Genomic DNA, 18633 nt, shown 5'->3' with positions numbered 1-18633 from the left:
GCGAGGGGCCTCTGCCGTCTGTGCGCCGCCAGGGACTCGAACCCCGGACCCGCTGATTAAGAGTCAGCTGCTCTAACCAACTGAGCTAGCGGCGCCTGCTGACGTCGTAGACCTTAGCATCCTGGTCGGGGGGAGGAGAAATCGATATGCGCACCGCCGAGCGGGCCGCCCGGACCGCCGCCCACAGCAGGATCTCGGGGCCCGGCAGCCAGGGGTGACGGGTGTCGGGGGCCACCATCCAGCGGGTCGCGCACCCGGCGTCGGAGGGGGTGAGCGCGGGCACGGTCACCGCGTCGCCGGTGCCGTGGCACAGCAGCGGCGGCACGGTCGCGGTGCGGCCCTCGCGGCGGCCGAGGGCGCCCCACTCCTCCCACTCCAGCAGCGACGGCAGCCGCTGGGCGGTGCCCGGCGCGGCGAACAGCAGCGTGCGGCCGCGGAACGCGGCCACCGGGCCCGAGCCCGGCCCCTCGCTCCACAGCCGGTCGAGCATCAGCCTGCCGAACAGGGCGGGCGCGCTCACGATGTCGAAGACCGCACCGCACGGCAGGACCACCGGGGCCTGCGGACGCTCCTCCCAGAGGGCGAGCGTGCTGCGCGGATACGTTCCGGCGGACGCCAGCCAGGCCGCGCCGTCCGGGGTGACGCCGAGAGGTTCGTCGTATGCGCTGCTCATGCCGCCAGGTCTACCCGGAGTGAACGGGTGATTTCACAGAGTTTCCGGAAAACGGGACACCGGGCGACGAGGAGGGGTATCTTGCCCGCCCGGCATATGCCAAGGGGCGGTGCCGGGAGGGGCGGCGGTCAGAGCGGGTCGGCCGGGCCCCGGCCCTCGGAGTCGCCGCGCAGCAGGTCGCGGCCGAACTCGACCATCTTCTTCGCGTAGTCCTCGGTCCACTCGGCCCGCTCGGCGATGTCCGCCGCCGTCAGCCGGTCGAAGCGGCGCGGATCGGCGAGCTGGGCGGCCGCCATGGCCTGGAACTCCACCGCCCGGTCGGCCGCCGCCCGGAACGCGAGCGTCAGCTCCGTCGCCCGCGCCAGCAGCGCCCCCGGATCGTCTATCGACTCCAGGTCGAAGAAGTGCTCCGGGTCGCCGGTCGCCTCGGCGGGCTCGAAGAGCAGGGGCGCGGGGCGTAGCCGCGGTTCGTTCCGACGCGGCGTGGGCTCCGCCATGTCTCGGCCTCCTCGTACGGTTCGGACGGCGCCACCGGGAAGACGGCGCCGGTGGAGTGGACCACCTTCCATTGTCCCCCGGTGACCCGGGAGCCATTCGGCCCCGGACTCTCAAGCCGCGAACGCCCCCCGATGTTCCCGGCTGTTCCCCGTGCCCGCCCGGCTCATGACGGCGCGCTCACGGCGCCCGCCCCACGACGACCGGACTCACGGCGTCCATGGGACGCGGTGTTCCGCGAGGTGGGCCAGGACGGCGTGGTTGGCCTCCCAGCCGTCCGGGAACTTCACCAGCGTCCCGAGCTGGACGGGTTCCGTCGACGGGTACGCGTCCAGCAGGTCGCCCACCCCTGCCCGGCACACCACCACGCACGCGTGCCGGTGGCGGGAGGCCAGGACGCACAGGCGGCCCGTCTCCAGGTGGAAGGCCGTGGCGTCCGGGCGGCCGGAGAGCGGGTGCAGGATCACCGTGACGTCGAACTCCATGCCCTGGAGCCGGTTCGCCGTGTCCACGGTCACGTCCGTCACGCCCAGCTCGGTCAGCGCCGCGCGCACCGCGGCCGCCTGGTCGCGGTGCGCCGTGCCCACGGCCACCCGGCCGGCGGTCAGCGGCGTCGGGTCGGGGGAGCCCTCCGAGCGGGCCGCGCCGCCCCGGTCCAGGAGGCGCCGCACGACCGTGGCGAGGGCCCGCACGGCCTCGGGGTCGGTGCGCGGGGTGTGCCGGGCGGGCAGCTCCAGCAGGCCCCAGCCCGACCCCGCCGCCTCGTCGATCACCCGGTCGACGCCCGAGCCGTCCGACGGGACGCCGAAGGAGAGCGCGCGGTCCCCGTGGCCCGTGCCGCTGCGGAACGGGGTGTACGGGTAGAAGGCGTCGGAGACCAGGGGCGCGGCGGAGGCCGGGAGCCGCCAGGACACCGGCAGGCGGTGCTGCGGCAGCTGCGGGTTGTGGGCGAGCAGGGTCGACACCGCCGAGGCCGACGGGTCGTAGGACAGGCCCGCCCACTGCTCGCCGCCCACGATCGAGAAGGGGTCCAGCTGTCCCGGGTCGCCCACGAACAGCGCCCGCTCGAACAGCCCGGCCACCGCGAGCAGGCCGTCCGACCGCATCTGGTACGCCTCGTCCACGATGGCGTGCCGCCAGGGCTCGTCCACCTTCACGTGCGCCCACTTGGCGGCCGTGGACACGACGACCGGCAGCCCGGCCAGCTCCGCCGCCTTCGCCGACTTGCGCACGTTGGGCAGCCGTTCCAGCGCCTTGTCGTACGGGTCGGAGTCGCTGCTGTGCAGCCGGCCGACGGGCAGCTCGGGGTCCTTCTGCGCCAGCCGCTGGACCAGGTCGTCCACCTGGGCGTTGGTCTGGGCGACCACCATCAGCGAGCGCCCCGCACCGGCGAGTTCGAGCGCGGCGCGGACGACGAGCGTGGACTTGCCGGCGCCCGGCGGGGAGTCGACGACCACCCCGCGCGCGGTGCCGTGCAGCGTGTCGCGCAGGATCGCGTCGGTGGCACGGGTCGCGGCGGTACCGGGGTCGAAGGCGGCCTCGGTGGTCACAGAAGGTCCTCCTGGGTGACGGAGTCGGGGGCCTCGGGCGGCTGCTCGCCGGGCGGCCCGCCGTGCGTCCACGGCGTGTCCTCCGGGTCGGGCAGCTTGGCTCCGCCGCGCTGTTCGTGCTCGAAGAGCGTGAAGCAGAGCCGGTCGCCCTTCTCCGGCACGGACCCCGCCTCCGGCTCCTTGCCGCGGCCCATCTTGTCGACGATCCGCAGCACCAGCAGACCCGTGCCGGTCGCGCCGGTCGCGATGCGTCCCGCGTCCTCGCGGCCCGCGCCGTCCGCGACGCCTTCGCCGTCCGCGAGCCCTGCGTCGCCCGTGCCGTGTGCGTCGTCGGGGTCGTCCCACCGGACGAACTCCGCCGCCTGGGGCTTCCCGCCGTGCGAGCGGTACACCTTCGCGCGCTCCGCGAGATGCGGCAGGTCCTCGGTGCGGACGGTGACCAGCGGGCGCGGGCTCGGCCTCTTCCCCTCGCCGTACGCCATGACGACGTCGACGACCTCGCCCGCGAACGCCTCTCCGGCCAGCCGCCGCGCCGCCATCACCAGCGGGTCGTCGAGCGCCTCCTGGGCCTCCAGGCGCGCCTGTTCGCGCTCGCGCGTGGCGAGCTTGTTCGCGGCGGTGACCGCGTCGTCCCGGCGCGGCTGCGGGGGCTCCCCGGCGACGACCCGGTCGCGGTGGCCGGTGAACGACCAGCGGTCGCGCGTCCACCGTTCCTCGACGTGCGCGCCCTCCGGCAGCGACCGCAGCAGATCCAGGCCGTGCCACACCGCGTCCCACGTGGGCAGCATCCGGCTGCTCACCAGGGCGCGGATCTCCCCCTCCGCGGCGGCGAGCGCGCCCAGCCGGTCGTCGGCCTCCAGTCCGTCCTCCGCGGCCGCCAGGGCGGTGCGCGCGCGGTCGTAGCGCTCGATGGCCGGCGCGAGCAGCTTGTTGTCGAACGCCGGGTCGGTCGCCGGACCGGCCGGCGGGCACAGCAGCTGACCGTCCGCGTCCCGCGCGAGCTCCGCCCGCAGCGCCGCCTGCGCGCCCGACCCGCCCTGCGGGGGGTCGATCCAGGCGAGCAGCGCCCCCAGGTGCTGGTCCTCCAGACCGGACTGCCCCGTGGCCCAGTGCCGGCCCAGCAGCTCCGTCACGGCCTGGAGCAGGGAGGAGCCGGGCACCCGGGACCGCTCCCCGAAGTGGGTCAGCCACCGCCCCAGCAGCGGCACGCGCGGGGGCGCGGGGTACGGCGTCTGCGGGTCCTGCTCAGCCGTGCGCCGAAAGCGCATGGAGCGGCCCAGGAGACGCACGTAGTCGACGCCCGCGCGGCTGGGCACGATCAGCTGGGGCGCGTCGGCGCACAGTTCGACCTCGACCTTGACGCGCTTGCCGGTCTCCGGGTCGGTCTCGTTGCGCTCCGCGGCCTCCACGGCGTCGGCGTGGGAGTCGATGTAGGGCAGCACGATGTCGGCCAGCTCCGCGAGGAACGCGAAGCGCAGGTCGCGGTCGCGCGGCTGCGGCACGACCAGCAGGCGCGGTGCGTCCCGGTCGGTGCCGACGAGCGCGCCGAGGGGGGCGCCGGCCTCACCGGCGGTGGTCAGCGGCACGAAGACGAGCGGCCGCTCGGACAGCCGGCGGTGACGGACGGTGGCGATGGGCTGTGCGCGGCCGGTGGCGACGGCCTCGAGCCGGGCGAGGGTGGCGATCAGCGACACGAGGGCACCGCCCCGGCGGCCGGCGTCCGTCCGTGCCACGGCGCGTCCGCCGTCCTGGCGTGCGGGACGGCCGACTCCAGCGCGTCGGCCCGCAGCCCGGCCGCTCGGCGCAGCGCGGCCACCGCCGGGTCCCGCGGGTCGCCGATCTCGCCGCGGGCCGCCGCCAGGACCTCGTCGACGGTCGTCAGCGAGCCCAGTTCGGCGCGCACCGACCGGCCCAGGGACGTGACCGCGCCGGCCGCGCGGGAGCGGTCACGGCAGTGGAAGGCCAGCTCGCAGGCGGCCAGGCACTCGGGCGCGTAGGTCGCCGCGACCGACTCGACGGCCGCGGTCAGCTGCTCGGACGGCAGCTCGGGGGAGAAGCAGACGCCCTCGGGGAGGGCGTCGGCGATGTCCTGGATCCGGGTGAGACGGGCCAGCTGGCGACGGGTGACCGCGCGCTGCTTGCGCACGTCGACGGCGGAGGCCGTAGGCAGGTTGGAGAAGTCCTTGGGGCAGACCAGCAGCACGCGGTGGCGCACGCGCGGGGCCGGGTCGAGGCGGGCGGCGACCTCCTCCAGGGCCAGCACGTAGACGGCGGCCTGGCGGGCGGCGGCGCCGACCTTGGCCGGGTCCGCCGCGCCGTCCAGCATCGGGAAGGACTTGATCTCCACGACCGTCCAGCTGCCGTCCGGGTGCACCACCACCGCGTCCGGCTCCAGGAAGGCGGTGGAGCCCGCGACGTCGAGCGCGAGCATGGGGTGGTCCAGGAGCGTCCAGCCGCCGGTCGCCGCGGTGGCCTCGCGCAGGGCCAGCGCGGTGCGCGCGGTGCGGCCCTCGGGGCCGGCGGCCGCCAGGTCGGGCACGGACGCGTCGACGGGCGGCGGCGCCGCCGGGTCCAGCCGTTCGTGCACCAGCCGCAGCAGCTCGGCGCCGCCGTCCGCCTTCACCTTCGCCTCGAAGGCGTTGCCGCGCGTCAGGGCGAACTGCGACTGGCCGAAGGCCGACGGGGACCCCAGCGCGCCGGCCAGCGCCGCCTTGTCGACCCCGGCGCCGTCGAGGATCGCGCGCCGCTTGCAGCCGGGGTTCGCGGCGAGCGCCGCGAGGGCCCGCGCGTCCAGCGCCTTGGCCGGTACGTCGGGACCGCGCAGCTCAGCGAGCCGCTGCCGGAGCGCCGTCCCCCGCGTCCGAGGGAGAGGCTTCGGGTTCGGCTCCCGGCCGGGACCGTGACTCGCGCTGCCGTGGAATTCGCTCACCCGTGGAAGTCTGGCATCCGTCACTGACAATCGAGGCCGATGTGCCCGTGGAGGCTGCCGGGACCATCGGGACCCGGGCCGTGAACCACGCCCGGGCGCGGTCCGCGCCGCGCATCACCAGCGGGGTCAGCAGCAGCGCGACGCCCATCACGGCCGCGCCCGCTACCGCGTCGAGGAAGTAGTGGTTGGCGGTGCCCATCACCACGAGCGTCGTCACCAGCGGGTAGACGACGCCGGCCGTCTTCGCCGTGCGCGTGCCGCCGTGGCGCCACAGCATCACGCCGCACCACAGCGCCCAGCCCACGTGCAGGCTCGGCATGGCCGCGTACTGGTTGGTCATCCCGCCCATGCCGCGCGGCGCGCTCGCCTCGCCGCCCCACCAGCCGTACGAGCTGTACTGGGCCATCGTGTCCACGAAGCCGTGGCTCGCCGACAGCAGCCGGGGCGGGCAGGTGGGCATCAGGGTGAAGCCGATGAGGCCCATGAAGGTGGACGTCAGCAGCCAGGTGCGGGCCGCCCGGTAGTGCAGGGTCCGGGAGCGGAACAGCCAGACAAGGATCACCGGCGTGACCAGGTAGTGCAGCGAGGCATACCAGAAGTCGGCCGGCACGCCTATCCACGCCTCGGTCCTGAACAGCCTGTTCAGCGGGTGCTCGGCGTTGATGTGGAGGAACTTCTCGACGCGCAGGATCGCCAGGCCGTGGTCGACGGCGGTGCTCACGTCGCCCCGCGCCAGCAGCCGGCCCGCCGAGTAGCAGGCGTACACCAGCAGGATCAGGGGCAGCTCGGTCCACCAGCGCAGCCGTGTCCGCGGGGCCGCCTCGGTGCCTGGTGTCTCGGTCTGCGGCATCCGATCGCCTCCCCCTTCTCGTCTGTGTGGTCGCTGCGGCGCCGGTGGCGCGGGACAGGCCACTTTACGGCGTGCGCACAAGCCGGCGATGAGCGCCCCGGATCTCAAAGACGCTGAGATCGCCCACCGGGTTGCCCCTGTTCGAGGTGAGCGATGATGGAGGGGATCCGCCCCTGATCACCGCCCTGGTTCCCGTCGGGGCACTCCCGGAAAGGTCCCCCATGGCACCGCGCATCCTGCTGGCCCGGCACGGACAGACGGAGTGGTCGCTGTCCGGAAAGCACACCGGCAGGACCGACGTCCCCCTCCTGGAGGAGGGGCGCAGGGGCGCGAAACTGCTGGGCGAACGGCTGCACCGGGCGCCCCACGAGGGCCTCGCGGGCGTGGAGATACGCACCAGCCCCCTGGTGCGCGCGCGGGAGACCTGCGCGCTCGCCGGCTTCGGCGAGCGCGCCACGACCTGGGACACCCTCATGGAGTGGCACTACGGCGCCTACGAGGGCATGACCCCCGCCGAGATCCAGGCGGTCAGGCCCGGCTGGCTCATCTGGCGCGACGGCGTGCCCGAGGGGGAGACCCTCGCCGAGGTGACGGCCCGCGCGGACGAGGTCGTCGCCTGGGCCCGCTCGGCGGACCGGGACGTCCTGGTCTTCGCCCATGGTCACATCCTCCGTTCCATCGGGGCGCGCTGGCTGGGTCTGCCGCTGGACTTCGCCGCGCGGATCCGTCTCCACCCGACGTCGCTGTCGGTGCTGGGCTGGGCGTACGGCGAACCGGCGATCGAGAGCTGGAACGACCTCGGCCACCTGACCTAGGGCGCGCCCGCGCCGCTCGCGCGCGAACCGTCCCGCTGCCGCCCGCGCCGCCGTTCGCGCCGTCCCCGGGCCGCCGTCCGCCGCCACCGGGCGGCTCTCAGGGCACGCGCGGGGTCGAGGCGTGCCGTTCCAGGAACGCCGAGACGCCCCCGGCCCGCCGGTGCGGCAGCAGCACCCGCGCCGTTCCGGCCAGCATGGTCTGGATCCGGGACGACTGGACCTGGTCCAGCAGGTCCAGGACCCGCATCCCGGCGACCGCGGCCTCGTCGGGCCGGCCCCCGCGCGCGAGGTCGTCCGCGAACTCGGCCGTGTAGAGGGCGATGTTGCGGGTGAAGTGCGGGTCCTGAAGGTCCGCCGCCCGTTCGGCGTGCCGGGCCGCGCGCGGCCACTCGCCCAGCGTGGACCAGCACTGCGCCGTGAGCCCCTCCAGCTCGGCCTCGCCGTAGAAGCTCATCCACTCCGGGTCGTCGTCGCAGGCGCCCCGGTCGTAGAGGGCCTGCGCGCGCACCAGGGCCTGCTCACAGCCGGCCCGGTCGGCGAGCCCGGCCCAGCCGCCCGCCTCGCGCAGCGCGAGCAGCGACATCAGGCGGGCCGAGCCCAGCGGGCGGGCGACCCGCTGGGCGGCCTGCGCGGCGCGCACGGCCTCGCGGGGGCGGCCGGCGTCCCGGGCGAGGAACGCGGTGTTGCAGAAGGCGTGCGCCTCCAGCGCCTCGTCCCCGGTCATCCGCGCCGTCGCCAGGGCTTCGGCGTAGTGGGAGCGGGCGTCGTCGAAGCGGCCCGAGTCGTGCGCGAGCCACCCCACGGAGATGGCGAGCTCCCCGGCGCCCGAGTGCAGCCGGTCGGCCGTCGTCTGCCGGGTGGTCCCGGCGTCCAGCAGCGCGTAGGCGGCGCGCAGCGGAGCGGCCGCCCGCCGGTAGAGGCCGTCGGCCCCGTGCCGGTCGTCCAGCAGCCGGATCCTGCGGACCGCTTCTTCGAGGGCGCCGGCCTCGCTCGTCCCCGCGCGGCGCACCGAACGCGCCGGCGTGGACGCGTCGTGGGCGAACCCGAAGGGGCCCAGGGTGGCGAAAGCCATCGTGGCGCCTCCGCCGGTCATGAATGCGCGACGCAGCACGTCGCTCTCCTCGTGGTCGTGGTGCGTGTCGTACGGGTTCTGCGTGTCATACGGTTCGCGTGCTCCGCTCGTCTCATCCGTGTCCGGCGCGTCACTCGTGGTGCGCGCCGGCCCGGGGATGTGCGCGCAAGGCGCTTCCCCGGCGCCGCGCGCCCCCCTGCCGCGGACGGCGGAGCGGGGTGCGAAGCCCAGGTCGGTGAGCGTGCGGCCGGGGAACATGTGCAGGAACACCCGCTCGTACGCGTAGTTGGGGCAGCGGATCTCGCCGGCCTCGACGCGCCCGATGTAGCGCGCGTCGCAGCTGACCCGCTCGCCGATCTCGCGCGCGGCCCGCCGCACGAGCGCGGCGAACTCGGCCGGCGAGCGCTGTCCGCGCAGCCGGCGGAAGGCGAGGTTGGGCCGTGGTGGCCGGTCGGGCCGAGGTGGGGTCACCGTTGACGACGCCATGGCCGGGTCCTCTCGTGCGAACCGTCGAACCATGCCGGAGCAGGGGTGACGTGTCCTTGTGGCACCCTTGTTCCCGGCGGGCAAGAACGTACCTGCTGTCATCGGGTCGTCACGCGGTGTTTGGTTACAAACCGGATATCTCATCCGTGATCTGCCATGAACTGCCATCCTTTGCGGCGGACTTCCGCCGTAGCCCTTGACGCCGTGCGCCGTTGAGAACCTTGTGGACTACAGGCGGGCTGCGCGGTGGAGGCCGGGATGGAGACCAGCCAGAGCAACGATCCTCGGACGTCGTCGACGGCGGCGTGCGACTTAGTGACGGTGCCCACCCGGCAGGGGTTGGAGGCGGTCGACATCCTGCGAAGGGCGTCGTCGGCCGGGGACGGGATGGGACCCGTCCTGCACGACGACGGCGACGACACCCTGGGCTTCGTGGTGCCGGCCGGAACCGCGGCGGCCTGGGACGTGCCGGGCAGCACCTGCACCGGGACCGACGGCCGCGGGCTGAGACTCGCCCCCGAGCCCCCGCCCCGGGGCTCGGACTGGCTGGTGCCGCCCGGTGAGGCGGACCTGGCCACGGATCCGGCGGTCCTGCGGCGGGCGTTGGGCGAGGCGGCCCGGCTGATCGAGGCCGCCGACAGCTGCCGGTGACGGCTCCCGGCTGCCGCGTGCCCCGAGGCCGCCGAGCAGCCCCGCACGGGCCGCCGCCCGCCGCGCGCACGAGCCGTCGATCGACGACGTGCGCGAGCCGTCGAGGGTCCGGCAGACGCGAGCCGTCGATCGTCCCCACGCGCGTGTGCGGGGCAGCGCGCCGGCCGGGCGCGCGGGGCGCCGTCACGGCCTGCGAAAATGCCGTCATGGCAAAGTCCAGGAACACCCGGCGCGGGCGGGACGCCGACGCCACCGTCGTCGAGACCGTCGACGGCGGGCTCGCCCGGCTCGTGCCCGACCGGGACCGGCCGCGGGCCTGGACGCTGCTCATCGACGGAGCCCCCCAGTCGCACGTCGACCTCGACGACCCCGCCCACCTCTCCTTCGAGTACCAGCGACGCCTGGGCCATGTCATCGATCTCGCCTCCCCGCCCGGCAAGCCGTTGCAGGTCGTGCACCTCGGCGGCGGCGCCCTCACGCTCGCGCGCTACGTCGCCGCCACCCGCCCCCGTTCCACGCAGCAGGTCGTCGAACGCGACGGCGCCCTCGTCCGACTGGTGCGCCGTGAACTGCCGTTGGACCCGACCGCCAGGATCAGGGTGCGGTCCGTCGACGCCCGGGAGGGACTCGCCAAGACGCCGGACGGCTGGGCCGACCTGGTCATCGCCGACGTGTTCAGCGGTGCCCGCACGCCCGCCCATCTCACCTCGACCGAGTTCCTCGACGAGGTCCGCAGGGCGCTGAAGCCCGGCGGGCTCTACGCCGCCAACGTCGCCGACGGCCCGCCGCTCGCCCACCTGCGCGGCCAGATCGCCACCGCGGCCGCCCGCTTCCGGGAACTCGCGCTGGTCGCCGATCCGACCGTCCTGCGCGGACGCCGGTTCGGCAACGCGGTGCTCGTCGCCTGCGACCTGCCGCTGCCGATCGCCGAGCTGACCCGCCGGGCAGCCTCCGATCCGCACCCCGGCCGGCTCGAACACGGCCGCGCGCTCACCGACTTCACCGGCGGGGCGGCGGCGGTCGCCGACGCGACGGCGGTGGCCTCGCCGACGCCCCCGCCCTCGGCGTTCGGCTAGCGAACGCCCACCCGGCCGGCCGCCGACGCGCCCCCGGCCCGCCCCCGCCCCGACAGCCGGCCCGCCGCCGGCCCGCGCTCCCGCGGTCAACCCGCGGTCGTCCCGCCGTCGTTCCGTTGCGGGCCGTTGCGGGCCGACGGCCGGTGTGCGCGCGGCCCCGTGGTCGCCCTGCCGTCGGCCCGTGTTGAGGGCCTGGCCCGGTCCGCCGTCAGTACGTGCCGATCTCCACCCGGGGCGGTCCGTCGTGCCAGGTGCAGAAGACCGACACCCGGTCCGCGCCGGAGGCGAACTCCACGCGGATCCACGACTCCGTCTTCCACACCTGCATCGACCAGCCCGCGCCCGGGGTCGCCGAGACGAGGGTCGCCGAGGTCCGGCCGAGATCGAAGACGGCCCGGCCGCCGTCGGTGTCGTAGCTCTTGACGGAGCTCCCGGCGCTCCCGGTGTTCCCTGCCGTCGCGGGGGAGGTGGGGGAGGGGGCCGCCGTCCCCGTGTTCGAGGGACTCGGCGGGGCGGTCGTGCGGCCCGGGCGCGGGGACGCGGTCGCCGACGGGGCGGGACGAGGCGTCGAGGAGGCGTCGGCGTCGCGCTCCCCGCCGCCCGCGTCGGCCGCGGTGAGCGGCAGGGCGCGAGGCGGGTCGTAGACCGTGCCTGCCATCACCGTGTGCACGCCCCACCACGACAGCGTGACCGCCGCGCCGGTGGCGAGCGACCAGGCCAGTACGTGTACGAGTCCTCTGCGCATCGCGGGCCATCTTGCCCCACCCGCCTCACCCGTGTCGCACGGATGTGCCCCCGATCCGGGACGGCGCCTCACCGTTCGTCCACAGGCGTCGAGTTGTCCACAGGCCCCGATGGGGCTCGGCGGCATGGCGTAGGTTGCGGCGCATGGCAAGTGTGCTCGTGGTCGAGGACGACCAGTTCGTGCGCTCGGCGCTCATCCGGCAGCTGACCGACGCCTCGCACACCGTGCGCAGCGTGGGCACGGCGCTGGAGGCGCTGCGCGAGGTCGCCCATTTCCGCTTCGACGTGGTCGTGCTGGACCTCGGCCTGCCCGACCTCGACGGCTCGGAGGCCCTGAAGATGCTGCGCGGCATCACGGACGTGCCGGTCATCATCGCCACCGCGCGCGACGACGAGGCGGAGATCGTCCGGCTGCTGAACGCGGGCGCGGACGACTATCTGACCAAGCCGTTCTCGGTGGAGCACCTGTCGGCGAGGATGGCGGCCGTGCTGCGCCGGGCCCGGTCCGCGGCCGGGGAGCCCGCGCCCTCCAGCGTGCTGCGCGTCGGGGGCCTCGCCGTCGACCCCCTGCGCCGGCAGGCCGAGCTGGACGGTGTGCGACTCGACCTCACCCGCCGCGAGTTCGACCTGCTCGCCTTCCTCGCGGGCCGGCCCGGTGTCGTCGTCCCGCGTCGTGAACTGCTCGCCGAGGTGTGGCAGCAGTCCTACGGCGACGACCAGACGATCGACGTCCATCTGTCCTGGCTGCGCCGGAAGCTGGGCGAGACGGCGGCGAGCCCCCGCTATCTGCACACCCTGCGGGGCGTCGGGGTGAAGCTGGAGCCACCGGGGGAAGGGGCGCCGGCGCTGTGAGATGGGCTCTGGTCAAGGTGTGCCTGGCGGTCACCGCCATGGTCGTGGTCGCCTTCGCGGTGCCGCTCGGCCTGGTCGTCAAGGAGATGGCCCGCGACCGCGCGTTCTCCAACGCGGAGCGGGAGGCCGCGGTCGTGGTGCCGGCCCTGTCCATCACCACCGACCGCGACCAGTTGGAGCGGGTGGTGGCCGCCGCCGGCTCCGACGACGGCATGGCGGTGCACCTGCCGGCGGGCGACGGCCGCCCGGCCGTCGACCTCGGGCGGCGGCGCGCCGCGGCCGCGGACGTCGAGGCCGTGCGCAAGCTCGGCCGGGCCTCCACGACGGACGTCCCGGGCGGGTCCGCGCTGCTCCAGCCCGTCGCGCTGAGCCTGGGGACGGTGGTGATCGAGGTGTACGTCCCCGAGTCCGAGATGAGCAACGGCGTCGGCACGGCGTGGGCGGTGCTCGCGGCCGTCGGCGTCGCCCTGGTCGTGGGCTCGGTCGCGGTCGCCGACCGGCTGGGCGTGCGCATGGTGCAGCCGGCCAGGCGGCTGGTCGAGGGCGCGCACGAGCTGGGGGAGGGCAAGCTGGGCGCGCGCGTGCCGGAGGAGGGGCCCGACGAACTGCGCCTGGCGGCGGTGGCGTTCAACTCGATGGCCGATCAGGTGGTGCAACTGCTGGCCAACGAGCGCGAGCTGGCGGCGGACCTGTCCCACCGTCTGCGCACCCCTCTCACCGTCCTGCGGCTCAACGCGGCCTCCCTCGGAGACTCGCCGGCCGCCGAGCAGACCCGCACGGCGGTCGCGCAGCTGGAGCGCGAGGTCGACACGATCATCCGCACCGCCCGGGAGGCGAAACCGCAGACGGCCGCCCCGGGCCCCGGCGCCGGGTGCGACGTGGCGGAGGTGGTGCGCGAGCGGATGGCGTTCTGGTCGGCGCTCGCCGAGGACGAGGGCCGCAAGGTGCGCACGGCGGGCGTGGACCGGCCGGTGCGCGTGCCGGTGGCCCGCGCCGAGCTGGCCGCGGCCCTCGACGCCCTGCTCGGCAACGTCTTCCGGCACACCCCGGAGGGCACGGCGTTCGCGGTGGACGTCCACAACAGCGACGACGCGGTCATCGTCCTCGTCTCGGACGCGGGCCCCGGCATACCCGACCCCGCGACGGCGATGGCCCGCGGCCGGGGCTCGGGCGCGGCCGGTTCCACGGGCCTGGGCCTGGACATCGTCCGCCGTCTCGCCGAGTCGACCGGCGGCGACGTCCGCGTGGGCTCCTCCGTCCTGGGCGGAGCCGAGGTCCGCATCTGGATACAGCTGGACGGCCGCGAACCGGTGCGCGGGGGCCACCGGGGTTCCGTCCGCCGCCGCAGACGTCCGGCGCTCAGGTGACGTTCCCGCACGGCAGAATTGGTCTCGACCTTTAACCGGTCCCGATGCCCTCCTTAAGCGCGGCCTAAGATCCCCGCCCTCCGTCCCGGTCAGGCTTTTTGTCCGTTTCGTGATCGCTAGCGTGCTGCCCCACCCCCTCCGGGATCCCCCGTGAACAGTGAAGGCAGGCACGTCATGAGCACGCACCGGCGCAAGGTCAGCGGCAGGAACAAGGTCATCGGGGGCGCGGTCGCCGCGGCCGTGGTGGGCGGCGGGGTCGCGCTGGTCACCGGCACGGCGCACGCGGCCGGGGTCGGGGCCGCCTACACGAGGACCAGCGACTGGTCCACGGGCTACACCGCCCAGTACGTGGTGACCAACGAGGGCGGGGCGGCCAGGGCCGACTGGAAGCTGGAGTTCGACCTGCCGGCCGGGGCGCAGCTCGGCTCGCTGTGGAACGGCACGTCGAGCGTCGCCGGGCGGCATGTCACGGTGACGCCGCCGAAGTGGGACGCCGACGGGCTCGCCGCCGGAGAGTCCGTCACCGTCGGGTTCGTGGTCCAGGGCTCCGGCGATCCGGTCGGCTGTCTCGTCGACGGGGCCCGGTGCGCGGCCGACGGCGGGGCGACCCCCGAGCCGAGCGGGCGGCCGACGGGGTCCACCGCGCCCACCGCCTCCACCGCGCCCTCCCCCACGTCCACGTCCGCGCCCACGTCCGGCTCCGGCCCCACCGCGCCCGCCTCGCCCTCCCCGAGCGCGAGCGGCACCCCCGGCGCCGGCGCCTCCGCGTCGGCCGGCTTCGCCCCCTACGTCGACACCTCCCTGTACCCGGCCTTCGATCTCCTGGGGCACCTGGCCGCGACGGGCGTCAAGGACTACACCCTCGCCTTCGTGACCGACGGCGGGGGCTGCACGCCCAAGTGGGGCGGGGTGAGCGACCTCGGAAGCGACGGCGTGGCCGCGCAGATCGGTGCATTGCGGGCCAGGGGCGGCGACGTGCGGGTCTCCTTCGGCGGGGCGTCCGGCTCCGAGCTGGCCACGACCTGCTCCTCGGCGGACGCGCTGGCGGCCGCCTACGGGAAGGTGGTCGACGCCTACCGGCTCACCAAGGTCGACTTCGACGTGGAGGGCGGGGCGCTGCCGGACGCCGCCGCGAACACCCGGCGCGCGCGGGCCATAGCCGAGCTCCAGCGGCGGCACCCCGGCCTGGACGTGTCGTTCACCCTGCCCGTCATGCCGGAGGGGCTGACCCAGGCCGGTGTGAGTCTGCTCGCAGACGCGAAGGCCAACCACGTGAGCATCGCCACTGTCAACGTCATGGCGATGGACTACGGTCCCGCGTACAGCGGTGACATGGGCGCCTATGCGGTGCAGGCCGCCACCGCCACCCATGCCCAGGTCAAGAGCGTGCTCGGACTGAGCGAGGGCGCCGCGTGGAAGGCGGTGGCCGTCACCCCGATGATCGGCGTGAACGACGTCGCCTCCGAGGTCTTCACGGTCGAGGACGCCACCGAGCTCGTCGCCTTCGCGAAGTCGAAGGGGCTGGGCGGGCTGTCGATGTGGTCGGCGACCCGGGACAGGCAGTGCGCGGGCGGCGCGAAGGGCGCGGCCGACGCCGTGTGCAGCTCGATCCTCCAGTCCCCGTCCGCCTTCTCGAAGGCCTTCGCGGCCTTCGAGTGACCGGACATACCCCCCTGATGATCAAGGATGTAGAGAAAACGTGATCAAGGCGTGTCGATTACGTTTCGACAAATGAAAGTGACGGCTCTTGACGCATGACCGGACATGCGGCTGTTATTGCGCCACCTCGTGTTCGGTCGAGTTGATTTCTGGTCGATTGTGATCAGCTTTCAGTCGCCCTCATGGCTGAACCTCGCGTCAGGAGCCGTTCATGCATCACCTCTCCCCCTCGGGACGCCTCTCCCTCCCCTCCCCGAGCCGCCGCACACTGCTGCGCGGCATAGGCGGGGCGGCCGTCCTCGGCGCCGGGCTGCCGCTGCTGTCCGCCTGCGGCTCCAGCGGCACGGCCGCCGACCCGAAGACCGTCACCCTCGGCTCCAACGCCTCGGACGCGGTGCCGAAGAAGGCCTTCGCCGAGATCTACGCGGCCTTCAAGAAGCAGTCCGGCATCGCGGTCGACGTGAACACCAAGGACCACAACACGTTCCAGGAGCAGATCAACTCCTACCTCCAGGGCACCCCGGACGACGTGTTCAACTGGTTCGCCGGCTACCGCATGCAGTTCTTCGCGGCCAAGAAGCTCGCCTCGCCGGTCGACGACGTGTGGGAGAAGATCGGGGGCAACTTCCCCGACGCCATGAAGCAGCTGTCCAAGGGCGAGGACGGCAAGTACTACTTCGTGCCGCTGTACACGTACCCGTGGGCGCTCTTCTACCGCAAGAGCGTCTTCCAGCAGCACGGCTACCAGGTCCCCACCACCTGGGACCAGCTGGTCGCCCTGTGCAAGCAGATGAAGAAGGACGGCCTGGTCCCGATCGCCTTCGGCGACAAGGACGCCTGGCCCGCGATGGGCACCTTCGACCAGATCAACTTCCGCCTCAACGGCTACGACTTCCACAAGTCCCTGATGGCGGGCAAGGAGGCGTGGACGGACCCGAAGGTGAAGGCGGCCTTCGACCACTGGGCCGAGCTGCTGCCCTACCACCAGGACGGCTTCATGGGCCGCACCTGGCAGGACGCCGCGCAGACCCTGGTGTCCAAGAAGGCCGGCATGTACCTGCTGGGCTCCTTCGTGGCGCAGCAGTTCACGAACAAGGCCGACGCCGACGACCTGGACTTCTTCGCCTTCCCGGAGATCAACTCCGCGTTCGGGCAGGACACGGTCGAAGCCCCCACCGACGGCTTCATGGTCAGCAAGTCCCCGAAGAACCACGACGGCGTCGTCAAGCTCCTGGAGTTCCTGGGCACGCCGGAGGCCGAGCAGATCTACCTGAAGGCCGACTCCAGCGTGGTGGCCGCCTCCAGCAAGGCCGACACCTCCTCGTACACCGCCCTTCAGAAGAAGGCGTACACCATGATCAGCGAGGCCAAGAGCCTCACCCAGTTCATGGACCGCGACTCGCGCCCCGACTTCACCTCCACGGTGATGCAGCCCAGCCTCCAGAAGTTCCTCCAGAACCCCAAGGGCGTCGACAGCCTGTTGTCGTCGATCGAACGCCAGAAGAAGACGATCTTCGCGTCCGCATGACCACCGACCTCTCCTCGAAGAGCCCGGAGGCGGCCGACGTGCCGCCTCCGGGCCCCGCGCCTGCCGCCGAGCGGGCTCCGCAGGGGCCCAGGCGCCTGCTGACCCGCCGTGACCGCCTCACGCTCGGCCTGATGGCCGGGGTGCCCACGGTCCTGCACGTGGCCCTGGTCTGGGTCACCGCCCTCGCCTCGATCGCCCTCGCCTTCACCACCTGGGACGGCATCGGCTTCGACTCCATCAAGTGGGTCGGCCTGGACAACTTCCGGCAGTTGTTCGCCGACAACCCGCAGTTCTGGCCCGCCGTCGAGCACAACGTCATCTGGTTCGTCGTGCTCATCCTGGTCCCGACCCCGCTCGGCCTGTTCCTGGCCGTGCAGCTCGACAAGAAGATCCGCTTCAGCCGGGTCTACCAGACCGCGTTCTTCCTGCCGGTCGTCATGTCGCTGGCGGTCACCGGGTTCGTCTGGCAGCTGATCTACAACCCCGACACCGGCCTGATCAACAGCCTGATCGGGGCCAACAAGCCCGGCCACTACATCGACTGGATCGGCGACCCGCACCTGAACCTGTGGGCCGTGCTGGTCGCCGCGTCCTGGCGGCACACCGGCTACATGATGATCCTCTACCTGGCCGGCCTCAAGGGCGTCGACCCGTCCCTGCGCGAGGCCTCCTCGCTGGACGGCGCCAACGAGTGGCAGACGTTCAAGAACGTCATCTTCCCCACCCTGCGCCCGACCAACACCGTCGTGCTGGTGGTCACCATCATCGAGGCGCTGCGCGCCTTCGACCTGGTCTTCGTCTTCAACAAGGGCGCCCAGGGCACCGAGCTGCTGTCGATCCTGATCACCAACAACATCATCGGCGAGTCCAGCCGGATCGGGTACGGCTCCGCGATCGCCGTCGTCCTGCTCGTCATCTCCCTCGCCGTGATCATCCCGTACCTGATCGCGACCTTCCGGAAGGAGCGGCGCGCATGAGCCAGGCCCTCGCGGCGAAGAAGCGCACCCCCGTCCGCCCGGCGCGCGTCCTGCTGCACGCCTTCCTCGTCGTCACGGCGCTCGCCTGGCTCGCCCCGCTGCTGTGGGCGGTCTTCGCGGCCCTGCGCCCCTACGCGGAGACCAGCGACAAGGGATACGTCTCCTGGCCGGACAAGCTCAGCCTGGACAACTTCACGAACGCCTTCGAGCAGTCCGACATGCTGCACTACTTCGGCAACACGCTGATCATCGCGGTGCCGGCCGTGCTGCTCACCCTGCTGCTGGCGTCGATGGTCGCGTTCTACGTCAGCCGCTTCGACTTCCGGCTCAACATCGCGCTCCTGCTGGTCTTCACGGCCGGCAACCTGCTGCCCCAGCAGGTCATCATCACCCCGCTGTACCGCCTGTACCTGCTCGTCGACCTGCCGGGCATCACCATGAGCGGCAAGCTCTACGACTCCGCGCTCGGTCTGGTGCTGATCCACGTGGCGTTCCAGTCCGGCTTCTGCGCGTTCGTCCTGAGCAACTACATGCGGATGCTGCCGCACGAACTGACCGAGGCGGCCCTCGTCGACGGCGCCTCGGTGTGGCGCATGTACTGGCAGATCGTGCTGCCGCTGTGCAAGCCCGCGATGGCCGCCCTGGCGACGCTGCTGTCCATCTGGATCTACAACGACTTCTTCTGGGCGATCGTGCTGATCTCCACCGGCGAGAACATGCCGATCACCTCCGCGCTGAACAACCTCTCCGGCCAGTACTTCACCGACCCCAACCTGGTCGCCGCCGGCGCCCTGCTCACCGCGATCCCCACCCTGATCGTGTACTTCGTGCTCCAGCGCCAGTTCGTCAGCGGCCTCACCCTGGGCGCCAACAAGGGCTGAGCCCACCCGTCCCGCCCTCCTCCTCCCG

At 73.4% G+C, this 18633-nt stretch carries 17 protein-coding genes and 1 tRNA gene; 9 read left to right on the top strand and 9 right to left on the bottom strand.

Annotated elements, in window-relative coordinates:
• Window positions 1-21 precede the first annotated feature (21 nt).
• The 7 genes from KMS84_RS22910 to KMS84_RS22880 all read right to left on the bottom strand — a co-directional run bounded on the left by KMS84_RS22910 (window position 22) and on the right by KMS84_RS22880 (window position 6497).
• Window positions 22-95, bottom strand: a tRNA-Lys gene (locus KMS84_RS22910).
• Window positions 86-673 (bottom strand): bifunctional DNA primase/polymerase, encoded by a 588-nt coding sequence (locus tag KMS84_RS22905; protein ID WP_256918299.1) that lies wholly within the window; start codon window positions 671-673, stop codon window positions 86-88. The genes KMS84_RS22910 and KMS84_RS22905 overlap by 10 nt, the downstream gene beginning before the upstream one ends.
• 128 nt (window positions 674-801) lie before the next feature.
• A complete protein-coding gene (locus tag KMS84_RS22900) occupies window positions 802-1170 on the bottom strand; it encodes a DUF8844 domain-containing protein (protein ID WP_256918298.1) in 369 nt (122 codons plus the stop codon).
• 207 nt (window positions 1171-1377) lie between these two features.
• On the bottom strand, window positions 1378-2718 hold the full coding sequence (locus KMS84_RS22895) for an AAA domain-containing protein (RefSeq protein WP_256918297.1): 1341 nt from the start codon (window positions 2716-2718) through the stop codon (window positions 1378-1380).
• Window positions 2715-4412, bottom strand: coding sequence for an amino acid adenylation domain-containing protein (locus KMS84_RS22890; RefSeq protein WP_256918315.1), 1698 nt, complete (start codon window positions 4410-4412; stop codon window positions 2715-2717). Before KMS84_RS22890 ends, KMS84_RS22895 begins: the two co-directional genes overlap by 4 nt.
• On the bottom strand, window positions 4403-5647 hold the full coding sequence (locus KMS84_RS22885) for a hypothetical protein (protein WP_438818976.1): 1245 nt from the start codon (window positions 5645-5647) through the stop codon (window positions 4403-4405). The genes KMS84_RS22890 and KMS84_RS22885 overlap by 10 nt, the downstream gene beginning before the upstream one ends.
• Window positions 5544-6497 (bottom strand): phosphatase PAP2 family protein, encoded by a 954-nt coding sequence (locus KMS84_RS22880; RefSeq protein ID WP_256918296.1) that lies wholly within the window; start codon window positions 6495-6497, stop codon window positions 5544-5546. The genes KMS84_RS22885 and KMS84_RS22880 overlap by 104 nt, the downstream gene beginning before the upstream one ends.
• Before the next feature lie 221 nt (window positions 6498-6718).
• Here KMS84_RS22880 and KMS84_RS22875 point away from each other — a divergent pair, with 221 nt between their 5' ends.
• Window positions 6719-7312, top strand: a complete 594-nt coding sequence (locus tag KMS84_RS22875; RefSeq protein ID WP_256918295.1) for a histidine phosphatase family protein — start codon at window positions 6719-6721, stop codon at window positions 7310-7312.
• Window positions 7313-7409: 97 nt separating this feature from the next.
• Here KMS84_RS22875 and KMS84_RS22870 read toward each other — a convergent pair whose 3' ends face one another.
• Entirely contained in the window at window positions 7410-8870 is a 1461-nt protein-coding gene (locus KMS84_RS22870) for an NsdA family TPR-like regulatory protein (RefSeq protein ID WP_256918294.1), read from the bottom strand.
• A 258-nt stretch (window positions 8871-9128) separates the two neighbouring features.
• On the opposite strand from KMS84_RS22870, the gene KMS84_RS22865 reads away from it, so the two are divergent.
• Together KMS84_RS22865 and KMS84_RS22860 are read left to right on the top strand one after the other, a co-directional pair.
• Window positions 9129-9521 (top strand): hypothetical protein, encoded by a 393-nt coding sequence (locus tag KMS84_RS22865; protein ID WP_256918293.1) that lies wholly within the window; start codon window positions 9129-9131, stop codon window positions 9519-9521.
• Window positions 9522-9727: 206 nt separating this feature from the next.
• On the top strand, window positions 9728-10597 hold the full coding sequence (locus tag KMS84_RS22860; RefSeq protein WP_256918292.1) for a spermidine synthase: 870 nt from the start codon (window positions 9728-9730) through the stop codon (window positions 10595-10597).
• A gap of 208 nt (window positions 10598-10805) precedes the next feature.
• Here KMS84_RS22860 and KMS84_RS22855 read toward each other — a convergent pair whose 3' ends face one another.
• Window positions 10806-11342 (bottom strand): hypothetical protein, encoded by a 537-nt coding sequence (locus tag KMS84_RS22855; protein WP_256918291.1) that lies wholly within the window; start codon window positions 11340-11342, stop codon window positions 10806-10808.
• Window positions 11343-11485: 143 nt separating this feature from the next.
• On the opposite strand from KMS84_RS22855, the gene KMS84_RS22850 reads away from it, so the two are divergent.
• From KMS84_RS22850 to KMS84_RS22825, 6 genes are all read left to right on the top strand, one after another.
• A complete protein-coding gene (locus tag KMS84_RS22850) occupies window positions 11486-12193 on the top strand; it encodes a response regulator transcription factor (RefSeq protein ID WP_256918290.1) in 708 nt (235 codons plus the stop codon).
• Window positions 12190-13560 carry a sensor histidine kinase gene (locus tag KMS84_RS22845; RefSeq protein ID WP_256918289.1) on the top strand — a complete coding sequence of 457 codons (1371 nt, stop codon included), beginning with the start codon at window positions 12190-12192 and terminating at the stop codon, window positions 13558-13560. Before KMS84_RS22850 ends, KMS84_RS22845 begins: the two co-directional genes overlap by 4 nt.
• Before the next feature lie 174 nt (window positions 13561-13734).
• Window positions 13735-15219: a glycoside hydrolase family 18 protein gene (locus KMS84_RS22840; RefSeq protein WP_256918288.1), complete on the top strand. Its 1485-nt coding sequence runs from the start codon at window positions 13735-13737 to the stop codon at window positions 15217-15219.
• A gap of 211 nt (window positions 15220-15430) precedes the next feature.
• Window positions 15431-16747 (top strand): ABC transporter substrate-binding protein, encoded by a 1317-nt coding sequence (locus KMS84_RS22835; protein ID WP_256918287.1) that lies wholly within the window; start codon window positions 15431-15433, stop codon window positions 16745-16747.
• Window positions 16744-17724 (top strand): carbohydrate ABC transporter permease, encoded by a 981-nt coding sequence (locus KMS84_RS22830; protein ID WP_256918286.1) that lies wholly within the window; start codon window positions 16744-16746, stop codon window positions 17722-17724. Before KMS84_RS22835 ends, KMS84_RS22830 begins: the two co-directional genes overlap by 4 nt.
• Window positions 17721-18605 (top strand): carbohydrate ABC transporter permease, encoded by an 885-nt coding sequence (locus KMS84_RS22825; RefSeq protein WP_256918285.1) that lies wholly within the window; start codon window positions 17721-17723, stop codon window positions 18603-18605. The genes KMS84_RS22830 and KMS84_RS22825 overlap by 4 nt, the downstream gene beginning before the upstream one ends.
• Window positions 18606-18633 lie beyond the last annotated feature (28 nt).

The sequence above is a fragment of the Streptomyces hilarionis genome (genome assembly GCF_024539675.1).
GTDB classification, from domain to species: domain Bacteria; phylum Actinomycetota; class Actinomycetes; order Streptomycetales; family Streptomycetaceae; genus Streptomyces; species Streptomyces hilarionis.
Note: the sequence above shows the minus strand (reverse complement) of the source record. Positions and strands in the feature narration are given on the sequence as shown.